The sequence below is a fragment of the Pseudenterobacter timonensis genome, assembly GCF_900021175.1.
In the GTDB taxonomy this organism is placed as follows: domain Bacteria; phylum Pseudomonadota; class Gammaproteobacteria; order Enterobacterales; family Enterobacteriaceae; genus Enterobacter; species Enterobacter timonensis.
Genome location: NZ_FCOP01000012.1, coordinates 331388 through 344254 on the forward strand (window position 1 = coordinate 331388; position 12867 = coordinate 344254).

The following is a 12867-nucleotide window of genomic DNA, read 5'->3' on the forward strand; positions in this document are numbered from 1 at the left end:
GCTTTGACAAACGTCAGATAACGAGGATTGTAGCCAGATTGGTGCAGTAGTTAGTTCGCATAACAGTTGGATTGTCTTGCGCCCTCAGGTTCAGATTGAGGAAGTCTCCAGCTAAGCTCTCACTTTGCTGTCTTCGACAGCCCTACGTTCGAGGGATTGTGCTCGTGATTAGCTTGTACTCCACCGATGATCGCCTTCAGGAAATCGACCAGGGTGCTATCGTGGACAACAAGCGCCTTGGGCGTACACTTGAATTTATCAAACGATATATCAGACAGACCAGCCAGCCGGGCTGTCTGATACAACTCAGCTAGATCCAGACATCGCTTTCAGCGGTGCGTTCCCCACCCTCATGTCCGGTATTCAGCACACCACAGGGTTCTATCATCATCATTTTTACCGTCGTTTGGGCTGACGTTTTATGTTCTACACCTTTTGGTACAACGTAGATTTCTCCCGGATTAACGAGGACGTGGCCGTCGCGAAAATCGATACGCAATATGCCCTCCACTACTATAAAGGCCTCGTCGGTTTCAGGATGTGAGTGCCAGATGAAGTCGCCCGCTATTTTCACGATTTTGAACTGGTAATCGTTCATCTGCGCAATGACTTTTGGCTGCCAATGGGTGTCGAAAAGAGAAAATTTTTGTTCCAGATTTACCGGTGAAGACATGATGACATTCCTTAATGTTTAAGAAACGTCGAGGATAAATAAAGTGGCTGTGACGGTCTTGAACGATCGTGCAACTCAGACACGGTGGGGGTGAATGAAGGTTTGCCAACGGCCCGGAGAAATACCGTATGCTTTTATAAACTGCCGTGTCATATGGCTTTGATCTGAGAACCCTGCCTCTAAAGCAGATTCTGCAAGTGACAGACCTGTCTGAATCAGCTGTCTGCAGTATGCAAGACGGCGCATTGTTACATAGCGATAAGGACTCGTACCGAAAAGCGTCCGAAAATCCCGGCTTAGGCTCCAGCGATCTTTACCACAGACGATGGATAAGGTTTCCAGCGTAATGTTTTGGCTGAATTCAGATTGTATATATTCGCGCGCGCGCTCTGCAGACTGATAATCCACAAGGCAGCGACGAAAGCGTTGCCCTCCTACGACGGCCAAAGTCTGGGCAAGATCATAAAGTGCGTCCTCCTCTTCAAGGACATCAATAGAATCTTCTGACGCTTTTAACAGCGGTCCGGTAGCGGCAAAAAGCCGGGGATCTGCTGATAATCCACTTGGAATAAAGGGTAGTGGTTTTCCGCCCAAAATTTTCTGAATTAACGCCGGCTCGATATACAGCATCCGGTACTGAAATCCTTCTGTCGTTCCTGCCTCACCATCATGAATTTCATCCGGATGCAGGACTATTGTCCCGCCGGGTAAACTGTGTTGTTTACTATTGCGGTAACGAAAGCTTTGCACACCTGACAGTGTCCTGCCGATCGCATAAGTATCATGCCGATGAGGTTCATAACCATATCCACTGAAGTAAGCCTCCAGGCGTTCAATTTTTCCCGGCGTGTGTGCAACTCTGACCCAGTCTTTATTCGATTGTGGAGCCGACATGCGTGACACCTGTTTCCAGTTGAAGGAGAATTTCTACCATAACCTTATCGGGTTCGATTTTGAAAGAAGTTGATGAAAGCACGTTGGTCTCACGTTCAGCTTCGTTCTGCCAGATGCATCAAAAACTGCCAGTAAACTTGTTCAATTCGGGACTATAAGTAATTAAAACGCGTAACCCCTGCACATATGTCCGCTTCTGGCACTAAGCGGACTTTTCAACATCAGGACATTTTTAACGAGCCAGCGGATTTCCGACGTTCTGGTCCCTTAACGTAGATATAGGGTAAGTTTCTTTACCATCAGCGCATGACGTGAAAAAAACGCCGCAAGCAGTTTCCCGCTTACGGCTATAAAAGTAGTGACGACCGGTTCTGGCTATCAGGCAGCTTTAACGGCTCTGATTTTTTTACTACCCGCCTCACCTGCTTCGGCTTTATCTGTTGCGGCTATAGCATCAGGATCGGGAAGCTTGCTGGTACGCAGAATATGCTGCACGGCCTCTTTCTGCTCGGCAAGATAGAGCCCAAGGTTCTCTGCCTGCGTTTCATCCATCTGCATTCCGCTTTGTAACAGCCAGTCGGTGAACGCTTCTGCCAGGTCCAGCATTTTGTCGTAGCTGTCAGCCTCTTTCTTACTGGCAAATGTCATTTTCTTTTCACCTTTTCTTACAACAACATAATGTGTTTCAACAGCCATAATCTACTCCTGGTACTGTAAATATATACAGTATACCACTTCCGGAACTGTTTTGCAGCCTGAACGTGCTTACACCTATACTTTTAAAAAAGTAAAAAGGAGCATCACAATGGCCGACTGGGATCCCTCTCTCTACTTACAGTTCGAGAATGAACGTACGCGCCCTGCAGCCGATCTGCTGGCCAGGATCCGGGATAACGATCTCAACCATATCGTGGATTTAGGCTGTGGCCCGGGTAACAGTACCGCACTGCTGCGCCAGCGCTGGCCCACAGCGCAGATCACAGGCGTGGATAACTCTCCCTCCATGCTGGAGGAAGCGCGGAAAAATCTGCCGGACTGTCGGTTTATCGAGGCCGATATTCGCTGTTTTCGCCCGACGCAGCCGCTCGACCTGATATACGCCAACGCCTCGTTACAATGGATCCCCGATCACTATCAGCTGCTGCCACATCTCGTTTCACAGCTCAGAATCAACGGCATACTGGCGGCCCAGGTGCCTGATAATCTTGAAGAGCCGACGCATGTATTGATGCGCGAAGTGGCTGAGGAGCAAGGTTATCCCGCCCGCGGTCGCGATCCGCTGCCCGGGGTCTATGCCTGTTTCGATATCCTCACCGAAGCGGGCTGTGAGGTGGATATCTGGCGTACCACCTATTACCACACGATGACCTCCCACCAGGCGATTATCGACTGGGTAAGCGCGACGGGTCTGCGCCCCTGGTTAGAGGATCTTAACGAAAACGAGCGCAGGCGTTATCTGGCGCGATACCTTGAGCTGCTGACGCAGCAATATCCGCTTCAGGAGAATGGCGAGATACTGCTGGCGTTTCCTCGTTTATTTATGGTGGCCCGAAGGCTGCCTTAATGATGAAGGGCGAGGCGTAACGCACGTAATCATCCGCCTCGCCAGCCTGGTCATACGCAGGTTATCCTTACGATAATAAACTTTGACCACCCTTCCCGCCTTCCCTGCTCCGGCGCCACGCGCGACATCAGTCATATAGATATCTTGCAAACCAGTGCCGTTATCAAGGTGCCTTCCTGCAAAACAGGCTACCGGTGCAAAAAATAGCGGTTGTGACCCGCATGAAAATAGCAGAAGTTATTCAGCGAGATAACGACGACTAAAAAGGAGGCGCCATGACTGTTCCGATCCTGACCACTGAAAGATTGCTGCTTAAACCGCTCGAGCCCGCCGATGCTGAACAGATACAGAAACGTTATCCGCAGTGGGAAATTGTGCGCTATATGGTAGCGAGCGTACCGTGGCCCTATCCGCCAGATGGCGCTGAATTTTATGTTAATCAGGTGGCGCTGCCGGATATGGAAAAAGGGATCGCCTGGTTCTGGTCCATCCGTCACAAGGAAAACCCCGACGAGCTTATGGGGCTTATCTGCCTCTACGACCTCGAGGATAACAACCGTGGTTTCTGGTTATCGCCCGAGTTTCAGGGCCAGGGCTATATGCGGGAAGCGTGCAATGCTGTCACCGATTACTGGTTCAATACGCTCGATAAACCGGTGCTGCGCGCGCCTAAAGCGGCGGTGAACGCGCGCTCCCGGCAGATCTCCCTTAGCAGCGGCATGCGTCTGGTCCGAACGGAGAAAAAAGCGTACGTCAGCGGGATACTCGATTCAGAGCTGTGGGAGATCACCCGGGAGAAGTGGAACGCCCTGCGGCGTTCCTGAACTCAGGTAAGCTGGTAGTACTTATCCGGCAGGATGCGTGACGGCAGCACCTTCTCATCATTCATCTGCAGCAGATCGATCTCAATAGCGTTACAGATGGCGTCCAGCGGCAGATCGTTATTCTCCACGCCGAACGGCTCCTCCAGTTCCTCCGCCAGCGCGTCGAGGGAGATAAAGGTATAGGAGATAAGCACAGAGATAAACGGCGTCATGTAATGCAGATCCACTACCAGGGCGAACGGCAGCATAATGCAGAAGAGATAGACGGTACGGTGCAAAATCAAGGTATAGGCAAAGGGCACCGGCGTATTAGCGATGCGCTCGCAGCCGGCGAGCACGACGGACATGTCGTTAAGCCGGTTATTGAGGCTATGGAACAAAATGTCGGATAAGTGCCCTTCCCGCCTTCTCGTCGCCAGCCACTCTCCCATAATCAGCAGGATCCGGTTAGCCGGTGAGCCTGAATCCATCGTCTCGCGCAGCTGCGTCTCGGTAAGGTAACGCGCCAGCTGGTTGACCTGCGGCTGACGGCGCAACGTCATGCGCAGACAGTGGGCGAAAGCGATCTGCAGGCGGACAAACTCCCCCAGGTGCGGGTCATCAGGAAGCGTGTTTTTTACCTCGCGAAACAGCGAGCGCGACGCTATCATCAGTTGCCCCCAAAGCTGGCGAGCCTCTACATAGCGTGCATAACAGGCGTTATTCCGGAACCCCAGAAAGATGGCGATGGCGACACCGAGAATACTGAACGGCGCCACGGTAAGTTTGATTCCCAGCGAGGTGTACCACGGCAGCATGATAATGACGGCGATGGAGAGCAAAAAGTTGAGCAGCAGCCGGGTGAAGATTTTGGGTAACACCGAGCCATGCCAGACAAAAATCATGCGTAGCCAGTGCTGTTGAGGACGAACAATCATAGTCAGCTTCGTGAAAGTAAAGAGCGCGACTATTTAACGTGATCGTCGTCACGGTTGCAAGTCTGTTAACGGGACATTGCATTTTCTTCCTGATTAGCGAGTGTGGCACGATGGTTGAGATGTGTAATTTAAGAGCGTGGTATATTGTATGTTGTAACTAATGAAAAGTTAAAACAGCCATGCACGAATAACGACCCCTCTCCCGTTGCGGGAGAAGGGTTTACACCATTAGCAGAGCGGTTTCACCGCGTCACGCATGCCACGTTGCAGAATGGCGTCGAGATCCTGCGTTACCTGTTCGGCCAGGCCCGGAACCCGGGTCAGATCCTGTTCCCAGTGCTCGCTTACGCTCAACACCCCATCAACCAGCTGGCGGGTGGAGATCTGTTTATCGTGATGCAGCGCCCAGAGCTGCTGGTAGCGCTCCAGCCAGGAGGCATCATCCTGCACCGGATAAGATTCCCCGTTGCGCTCTGCGCGATAAAAGGCGATTAGCGCCGCCAGAGCAAAAGTCAGACGGGCCGGCAGTTTCCCGGTGGCACTCACCCCTGCCAGCAGCTGCGGCAAAATACGGGTGCGGTATTTGGTCATACCGTTGAGGGCAATCGACAGCAGCTGATGCCTGATGAACGGGTTACGGAAACGTCCCGTCACGGCGCTGGCGAAGGATTCCAGCTCGTCTTTCGGCAGATCGAGCACCGGGATAATCTCCTGGTGGATCGCCTTTTCAACAAAACCACAAATCGCCTCGTCGTTCATCGCCTCCCCGACCGTATCAATCCCGGCCTGATACGCCACCGGCACCAGAGCGGTATGGGCGCCGTTGAGAATGGCCACCTTACGCTCTTTATAAGGTTTGATGTCATCAACGATTAAAACGTTGAGCGGCAGTTTATCCAGACGCAGCTCCCGTGCCAGGCTTTTCGGCCCCTGAATCACAAAGAGATAGAAGTGTTCCGCGGTATCGAGGAAGGCGTCGTGGTAGCCAAGTTCAGCCTCAAGCGCGGCGGCTTCGTCACGCGGGTAGCCGGTCACGATCCGGTCAACCAGGGTTGAGCAGAAGGTATTCGCCTCTGCAAGCCACTGGCTGAACTCAGCAGGCAGCGCCCACTCCTGCGCATAGCGCAGTACCAGCTCACGCAGCGCGTCGCCGTTATAATCGATAAGCTCGCAAGGGATGATGACCCAGCCTTTATCCGCGGCGCCGTTGAAATGGCTGTAACGCTCATAGAGCAGGCGCGTCAGTTTAGCGGGATAACTAACCGCCGGGGCGTCGTCAAATTTATCTCCGGCATGATAGCTAATGCCCGCCTCGGTAGTATTGGAAAAGACAAAACGCATATCCGGATTATGCGCCAGTTTCAGGAACTCATCGTAGTGGCTGTAGACGCTGATCTCACGGTTCACGGAACGAATCAACCGGGCGTCGCTCACCTGCTCGCCCTTCTCGTTCAGGCCGCGAATAATGGTTGTGTAAAGCCCGTCCTGGGTACTTAACGAGGGGGGGAAATCGCTCTCAATCGGACGGACAATCACCACGCCCGCGTTGAGATCGGTATGCTCGTTGAGCAGATCGATTTGCCAGTCAACAAACGCACGCAGAAAGTTACCTTCCCCGAACTGAATAATACGTTCCGGATAAAGTGCGCCAGGGAAATCCTGGCGGTTAAGTTTGTTCACAGTGGGTTCCTTTTTAATTAGTCATACAGCCTGATAAGATTGGTCTAATAACTTATCAAACATTTCGACCACGAACCCCTGTTTTGATCAAATGAGGCGACAATTTCAGAGGAACTTATAGAAAAGCGAGGTACCCGTCATCGTTCCGTCCGGCATCAGGGCGTAGCGCGGGATCTCGCCCGCCTTCTGCCAGCCCGCTTGCTGATAGAAGCTCTCCGCGCCGCTGCCGGTGGCGGTATCGAGTACCAGCACCGTTTTGCCCTGCGTGCGGGCCGTCGCTTCCAGCGCCTGCATCAACTGCATAGCGATACCCTGCCGACGCGCCTTGCTATGGACCAGCAGCTTGGCGACGTCGGCCCGGTGCGGCTGGTTTTCCGGCTGGCTGGTGATCAGCTGTACGGTACCGACATAGTCGCCCTGCGCGTCGCGGCAGGCCAGAACCGTGCGCTCCTCACGACTGACGCTTTCAGCCATATCCTGCCAGAACTGGTGTGCCGTATGGCGGCTGAACGGCAGCATAAAGCTTACCGACGCGCCGCCCGTCACGCAGTCCTCAAGAATGGCGCTTAGCGCGTCAAGATGGGTAATAATCGCTTCCGGGGAGAGAGTTTCAACAGAGTTTGAGGGGGTCATGATGATTCCTTTATCAGTCAACCCCTTCACATTGCATTTAACATTTCGTTAACGCAAGCGCCACGCCATAGGCTTTTCCTATATTAATGGGCAGCGCTATTTTTTTGCTTCATGGAAAACATCTTGCGATCGGCTTCCTTCAGCCACTCTTCCAGGTCGCCATGATGATGGTCAAACTCACAAATCCCCCATGAGAAGGTCAGCGTCCAGGGATGGCTTCCGGTCTGGTTGAATTTGGCCACCTGCTCCGTCAGATATTGCATCGCAATCCAAGCGCCCTGCTCGTCGGTATCCGCAAACAGCACGGCAAACTCGTCGCCGCCATAACGCACCAGCAGATCGGTCTCACGAAAGGCGCCGCGCAGCAGATGGGCCATCGCCTTCAGCGCTTCATCCCCCTCGCTGTGACCGAAGCGATCGTTGATCTGTTTGAAACGGTCAAGATCCATCCATGCAAGCGTCAGCGGTTCCGCGCGCCGCCGCGCGCCGGAGAGGGCGAAGGCGGCAAACTGGTTAAAGCCACGGCGGTTGATCAGTCCGGTCAACTCATCGGTGGTTGCCGCACAGGAGGCGGCGAACTCATCTTCCGCCAGCGCCGCCAGATCGCTGAGCGCAGCCAGATCCTGCGCGCTGAAGTCACGCGGCGTCTGATCCACCACGCAAAGCGATCCCACTACCGCCCCGTCAGGCAGCCGCAGAGGGATGCCCGCGTAAAAGCGAACGCCGTTCTCATGGGCCACCAGCGGATTATCGGCAAAGCGGGAATCGTCCCGGGCGTCGTTAACCACCAGCGGCTCCGGCTGAAGAATGGTATGTCCACAAAAAGAGACCGACCTGGGCAACACCGCCGGCACCGCCCCGTCGACCGATTTGGCAATCTGGGTACGCTCATCGATCAGGTTAACCATCGCGACCGACACGTTAAAAAGCCGTTTCGCCAGGCGCGTGAGACGGTCATAAGGCTGGCGATTATCAAATTCCAGTAAGCCCGATTGCCTGAGTGACAGCAAACGTTCTGCTTCATTAGGGGGAGTTGCGGGAGTTTTCATAATGACTCCTGACGCCAGACATTTTAAAAGCGTAGCCTAAAAGCATGAGATGTCAGTGGCGTAGATACGGTTTTTGCCTTGCGCGTCGCCTTATACTTCTTCAGGACGGGTGTCATGTCCCTGGGGCATATCCGCGCGCTCATGACGGGCCGTGGTGCGGTTTCGCCCTGCTTTTTTCGAACGATAGAGATAGTCATCCGCCTCGGTCATCAGCCTGTTGACGATCTCGATAAGCGGCGAGGCGTCCAGCTTACTGCTACCCAGCCCAATACTCACCGTCAGGAAGAGCGACTGGTTGCGCCAGGAAAAAGGATGGAGTTCGATTGCCCGCCGGATCCGCTCGGCCAGCGCTATCCCCTGCAGCGCATTATCCGCCTGCACCACCACCGCAAACTCCTCGCCCCCCATACGCGCCACCAGCCCCTCTTCGCCTACCTCCTCCTGCACCTTACGGGCGAAGGCGGCCAGAACGGTATCCCCGCATTCGTGACCATAGTTATCATTGATGCTCTTGAAGTAATCAATATCGAGCAGCATAACCGTCAGAAAGCGATGCCGGCGAGGCGCCTTCTCGCGCTGGAGCGCTTCGTACAGACCGGAGCGGGAGTAGACGTGGGTAAGAAAATCGTAGTCGGCGCGCAACGAGAGCTGATGCATGAGCGAGTTGATCGCCACCATACTCACCGACACCATCACCGGGCAGATAGCCATAGTGGCAATCCCCAGACGGGCGGAGAACATCAGCGGCGTGGAGAGGGGCGTCGCCACGGCGATATTGATAATGGAGTTCGCCACCAGAATGATCTCCACCCCGCCGGTGATAAAGGTCAAAAGACAGGTCGCCGGCAGCGAATAGCGTACCGCACACCAGATCAGCGCCGGCAGCGGAAACGCCAGGCTCCCCGCGCCGCCAATGACCACCGAGGCAAGCACCGAAACCGCCAGCGCCGCCACCGGCATCAGATCTTCAGGACGCACGGCGCGGGTAAAGACGGGCATCGTCACCGTCAGCATACAGGGAACAATCAACACCCCTGTAGAAAACTGCTCGCCGAACCAGTCGGCAAAGAGCGGCCAGAAAGAGTGACTGTCGATACCCACCGAGCCGATCGCCCCCACCACAGCACAAAGCAAGGAGGCCACCAGACAGTAGTTAAAGAGACGAAAGGCGTTAAGCGGGTCGGGTCTTTTCCTTCCTGCGCGACGATCGCGCGCCACCAGCAGCCCCACCGTGACAATAAAGACCATATTGGAGAGATTAATCAGCAGCGAGGCCAGTCCCCAACTGGTGGTGACCGCGTCATACATCAGCATGGCGACATAGCAGACCGCGTAATAGCGCAGCCGGTTCAGCCAGGGGTAACGGGCAAAGAGTCCGGCCATTACCCCGTTGAGCGGCCAGAAGAGCGAGAGAGCTTCCACCAGCCGCAGCTCTGCCCCGATAAAATAAAAGAGCGTGGTCAGCATAAAAATTCCGCCAGCGTTTCGCAGGGGCCTGTCGGGCTGAAAGGGCTTAAAGGCGGTTAACGACGCACGCATTCATTCTCTGTCCATAATGTTGCGCAGGGAGCGCGTCAGCAGCAGCGGAATAGAAAAGCTTAGCATGGTATGAATGACCGGGGTATAACCCAAAAATTGGGGTTCAGCCCCTGCCGTTCATCTGTATCACCAGCCAGTAGTGGATCACGCTGACGATATAGAGCTGCTGTGCCTCGCTCAGCGGTTCCCCCTGCGGAATATGATGCCATTTCGCCAGACAACCTCGACAGCAAGTAGCGGTGGCATGCTGGGCGATAAAGACCGGATGGCCGCGCATGGGGGTCTGCTTGCCGTCATTCGCCGGGTGCGCGGGCGCCAGACGCCGGGCAATAAAGTCCGCGGCATGCTGATCGATGGTTTCCGCCCCCTTGTCCCAGCAGTATTGCCGCTCTTTTGGCCCCAGACGAAAGCGGGAGCGAAAGGTGGAACGGGCGAGGCGATCAAATAAGGGTTCGAGATCTTGCATTAATAGACAGATCGTCCGAGGCGTTGGGTCAGCTTTTCCAGCACCGCAACGCCCGCCAGGGAATTACCCGTCTCATCCAGCTCCGGGCTCCAGACCGCAATGGCCATCTCATGGGGCACAATCGCCACCACGCCGCCGCCTACGCCTGATTTGGCAGGCAACCCCACCCGCCAGGCAAACTCCCCCGCGTTCTGGTACATACCGCTTGTCGCCATCAGAGCGTTAACCTGTCGCGCCTGCATGGAGGAAACTACCGGGCTGGCAAGATGCGGCGCACGTCCGCTGTCGGCCAGAAAGAGAAACGTTCGGGCCAGCTCCACGCAGCTCATCTTCAGGGCGCAGTAGTGGAAATAGTTTTGTAGTACGGTCGCGACATCGTTATGAAAGTTACCGAAGGATTTCATCAGCCAGGCGATGGCCGCGTTGCGGGCGGAGTGCTCAAATTCGGAGCGGGCCACAACCTGATCGTAGCCGATATCCGCCACACCGCTCAGCTCGCGAACAATCTCCAGCATACGCTGGCGCGGTGCGCTGAGGCGGCTTTGCAACATATCGCAGATCACCAGCGCCCCGGCGTTGATAAAGGGGTTACGCGGTTTGCCCTGCTCCATCTCCAGCTGCAGCAGAGAGTTGAACGGCTGCCCCGACGGATCTTTTCCGACGCGCTGCCAGATCTCCTCATGCTCATACTGGCGCATGGCGGCTACCAGGCTTAACACCTTCGAAATAGACTGTATGGAAAAGCGCTCGCGGGCATCCCCCGCCTGGTAACAGGCGCCGCTCACGGTACAGATGGCGATACCGAGCTTATTGCCGCTGACGGAGGTCAGCGCCGGAATATAATCAGCTACTTTCCCCTGCCCCAGCAGCGGGCGAACCTGCGCCAGAATCTCTTCCAGCATCTCCTGATGAATGACCGCAGCCACATCGACTCCTTGCCTTCAGGCCAAAAACGGGCTGCGAGTATACCAGAGAGGCGACTGTTCCGTCAGGCGGGAAGACGAAAGCGCGAGACCGCCTGCATCAGCTCCCAGGATTCGTTATGCAACTGCTGCGAAGCCCGGGAGGCGTCAGTGACCAGCGCATCCGTCTGGCGGGAGACCTGGCTGAGCGCATGAAGCTGGCGGGTCACCTGATGAATACTCTCTGCCTGGCCGAGCGTCGCGGCGGAAATCTCACTGAGCAGGCCGCTGAGACTCCCCACCAGCCCCGTCACCTGTTGCAGATTCTCCTCCAGCCGGTCCACCGCTCTCGAGCCATCGTCAATTCCCTGCAGGGAGTGGTTAATCAGCTCCTGAATAGTGCGCGTCGAGTGGCTGCTCTTGCGCGCCAGCAGTCCCACTTCCCGCGCCACAACCGCAAAACCGCGTCCCTCTTCCCCCGCGTGGGCCGCCTCGATCGCCGCATTGAGAGCCAGAATGTTGGTCTGAAAAGCAACGCTGTCGATCATCGCCACGATACCGCGCATCTCTGACGAACGCGCCACAATGGTCTGCATGGAGTCATTTACGGTGGACATCATTCTGTCACCCCCCTTCGCCACCTCCCGCGCTTCGTCAGCCCGGGTGCTGGCGAGTCTGGCGTAACCGGTATTGCCCTCGACGTGGCTCTCCAGCGTGGCGATATGCGCCGTGACGTCGTTAAGTTCGCGCGCCTGCCGGGCCGACTGCTGATAGAGCGTCTGGTTCCCCTGCGCCAGGGAGCCGATATTTTCCACCATCGCGGTAGTGGCCTGGCTCACCTGGGTGACCAGCTGCTGTAACCCCTGCTGCATGGTAGTGATACTGCCGCTCAGCTGGCCGATTTCCCGGTTAACCCGAGTTACCGCCGGAGGCTGTTGTGAAAGATCCCCTGCCGCCAGCCGGTTGATGTGACCAATCAGACTGCGCAGCGGAGCGATAACCCAGCGCGACATGCCAAACCAGACGGCAATCGCGATCAGCAGCAGGATCGCCGGCGCCAGCAGAAAGAGCCACTGCAGTTCCGTCAGCTGATTCATCAGCGACTGCCGGCCTGCGCTGGCCCGCTGTTCGCTGAGCTGCTGGTAACGGGCGTAGTTGGCATTAAAATCGGTCTGAAAGGCCTGCGCCGGTACGGCAAAAAAGGCATCAATGGTGTTAGTTTTTATCAGCCCCTCGGCCTGCTCGTTAATGGCATCGAAGAAAAGCGTATAGCTGGTCGCCAGCGCCTCATCCTGCGGGGGATTGAGCGCCAGCCAGCCGTTCCAGGCCTGCCGGGAGGCGTTCAGCGCCTGCTGCGCCTCATCCATCAGGCTATGCCAGCTTCCCTCGGAGCCGGTCTCCTTGTCCTGCATAAAATAGACTCCCGCCCGGTTAAGCAGATCGCTTGCCGCCAGCAGGGAGACGCGGGCGAGATCCAGCTTGCCCTGCTGCTGTTGCGCCAGCTGATTAAGCGTCTCGTTGCGCTGGGCGTCGCGCAGCGACAGCGTAAGCATTAAGGAGGAGGAGAGCTGTAGCGCAGAGAAGAGGCCAATAATGCAAAAAATACTGGCCAGCAGCCCAAACTGGCGCGGCATTTTACGTTGCACAGTACGGCGAAAAATTTGCGTTAGGTTCATCATTTTCTTCTGTAACAATACGTTAGACGCGAGCGAGTCTACGAAACGAA

At 55.6% G+C, this 12867-nt stretch carries 13 protein-coding genes; 2 read left to right on the plus strand and 11 right to left on the minus strand.

All coding sequences use genetic code 11. The features are described 5' to 3' along the window. Positions 1 to 310 precede the first annotated feature (310 nt). The 3 genes from BN3796_RS14955 to BN3796_RS14960 form a co-directional block, all read right to left on the minus strand. On the minus strand, positions 311 to 673 hold the full coding sequence (locus BN3796_RS14955; RefSeq protein WP_061709146.1) for a cupin domain-containing protein: 363 nt from the start codon (positions 671 to 673) through the stop codon (positions 311 to 313). Positions 674 to 748: 75 nt separating this feature from the next. After that, positions 749 to 1567 (minus strand): AraC family transcriptional regulator, encoded by an 819-nt coding sequence (locus BN3796_RS20290; protein ID WP_073885237.1) that lies wholly within the window; start codon positions 1565 to 1567, stop codon positions 749 to 751. A gap of 378 nt (positions 1568 to 1945) precedes the next feature. Next, entirely contained in the window at positions 1946 to 2263 is a 318-nt protein-coding gene (locus tag BN3796_RS14960; RefSeq protein ID WP_061709147.1) for a YebG family protein, read from the minus strand. Positions 2264 to 2372: 109 nt separating this feature from the next. Here BN3796_RS14960 and tam point away from each other — a divergent pair, with 109 nt between their 5' ends. Both tam and BN3796_RS14970 read left to right on the plus strand, forming a co-directional pair. Further along, positions 2373 to 3131, plus strand: coding sequence for a trans-aconitate 2-methyltransferase (tam, locus tag BN3796_RS14965; protein ID WP_061709148.1), 759 nt, complete (start codon positions 2373 to 2375; stop codon positions 3129 to 3131). Between the two features lie 275 nt (positions 3132 to 3406). Next, entirely contained in the window at positions 3407 to 3955 is a 549-nt protein-coding gene (locus BN3796_RS14970; RefSeq protein ID WP_061709149.1) for a GNAT family N-acetyltransferase, read from the plus strand. A 2-nt stretch (positions 3956 to 3957) separates the two neighbouring features. Here BN3796_RS14970 and BN3796_RS14975 read toward each other — a convergent pair whose 3' ends face one another. The 8 genes from BN3796_RS14975 to BN3796_RS15010 all read right to left on the minus strand — a co-directional run bounded on the left by BN3796_RS14975 (position 3958) and on the right by BN3796_RS15010 (position 12817). Continuing rightward, the gene (locus BN3796_RS14975; RefSeq protein ID WP_061709150.1) at positions 3958 to 4872 is read right to left on the minus strand and encodes a bestrophin family protein; all 915 of its coding nucleotides are present in this window, start codon (positions 4870 to 4872) and stop codon (positions 3958 to 3960) included. A 228-nt stretch (positions 4873 to 5100) separates the two neighbouring features. Beyond that, on the minus strand, positions 5101 to 6552 hold the full coding sequence (locus BN3796_RS14980; RefSeq protein WP_061709151.1) for a tagaturonate reductase: 1452 nt from the start codon (positions 6550 to 6552) through the stop codon (positions 5101 to 5103). A 105-nt stretch (positions 6553 to 6657) separates the two neighbouring features. Continuing rightward, a complete protein-coding gene (locus BN3796_RS14985; RefSeq protein WP_061709152.1) occupies positions 6658 to 7185 on the minus strand; it encodes a GNAT family N-acetyltransferase in 528 nt (175 codons plus the stop codon). An 83-nt stretch (positions 7186 to 7268) separates the two neighbouring features. Continuing rightward, a complete protein-coding gene (locus tag BN3796_RS14990) occupies positions 7269 to 8234 on the minus strand; it encodes a sensor domain-containing diguanylate cyclase (protein WP_061709153.1) in 966 nt (321 codons plus the stop codon). Positions 8235 to 8324: 90 nt separating this feature from the next. Then, positions 8325 to 9773, minus strand: coding sequence for a GGDEF domain-containing protein (locus tag BN3796_RS14995; RefSeq protein WP_061709154.1), 1449 nt, complete (start codon positions 9771 to 9773; stop codon positions 8325 to 8327). Positions 9774 to 9876: 103 nt separating this feature from the next. Beyond that, positions 9877 to 10239 carry a DUF4186 domain-containing protein gene (locus BN3796_RS15000; protein WP_061709155.1) on the minus strand — a complete coding sequence of 121 codons (363 nt, stop codon included), beginning with the start codon at positions 10237 to 10239 and terminating at the stop codon, positions 9877 to 9879. Beyond that, positions 10239 to 11165, minus strand: a complete 927-nt coding sequence (gene glsB, locus BN3796_RS15005) for a glutaminase B (protein WP_061709156.1) — start codon at positions 11163 to 11165, stop codon at positions 10239 to 10241. Before glsB ends, BN3796_RS15000 begins: the two co-directional genes overlap by 1 nt. A gap of 62 nt (positions 11166 to 11227) precedes the next feature. After that, positions 11228 to 12817 carry a methyl-accepting chemotaxis protein gene (locus BN3796_RS15010; RefSeq protein WP_061709157.1) on the minus strand — a complete coding sequence of 530 codons (1590 nt, stop codon included), beginning with the start codon at positions 12815 to 12817 and terminating at the stop codon, positions 11228 to 11230. Positions 12818 to 12867 lie beyond the last annotated feature (50 nt).

Bases quoted from the DNA above. Each gene is read 5' to 3' on its own strand.
- BN3796_RS14955 (WP_061709146.1), bottom strand. From the start codon at position 673: ATGTCTTCACCGGTAAATCTGGAACAAAAATTTTCTCTTTTCGACACC.
- BN3796_RS20290 (WP_073885237.1), bottom strand. From the start codon at position 1,567: ATGTCGGCTCCACAATCGAATAAAGACTGGGTCAGAGTTGCACACACG.
- BN3796_RS14960 (WP_061709147.1), bottom strand. From the start codon at position 2,263: ATGGCTGTTGAAACACATTATGTTGTTGTAAGAAAAGGTGAAAAGAAA.
- tam (WP_061709148.1), top strand. From the start codon at position 2,373: ATGGCCGACTGGGATCCCTCTCTCTACTTACAGTTCGAGAATGAACGT.
- BN3796_RS14970 (WP_061709149.1), top strand. From the start codon at position 3,407: ATGACTGTTCCGATCCTGACCACTGAAAGATTGCTGCTTAAACCGCTC.
- BN3796_RS14975 (WP_061709150.1), bottom strand. From the start codon at position 4,872: ATGATTGTTCGTCCTCAACAGCACTGGCTACGCATGATTTTTGTCTGG.
- BN3796_RS14985 (WP_061709152.1), bottom strand. From the start codon at position 7,185: ATGACCCCCTCAAACTCTGTTGAAACTCTCTCCCCGGAAGCGATTATT.
- BN3796_RS14990 (WP_061709153.1), bottom strand. From the start codon at position 8,234: ATGAAAACTCCCGCAACTCCCCCTAATGAAGCAGAACGTTTGCTGTCA.
- BN3796_RS14995 (WP_061709154.1), bottom strand. From the start codon at position 9,773: ATGCGTGCGTCGTTAACCGCCTTTAAGCCCTTTCAGCCCGACAGGCCC.
- BN3796_RS15000 (WP_061709155.1), bottom strand. From the start codon at position 10,239: ATGCAAGATCTCGAACCCTTATTTGATCGCCTCGCCCGTTCCACCTTT.
- BN3796_RS15010 (WP_061709157.1), bottom strand. From the start codon at position 12,817: ATGAACCTAACGCAAATTTTTCGCCGTACTGTGCAACGTAAAATGCCG.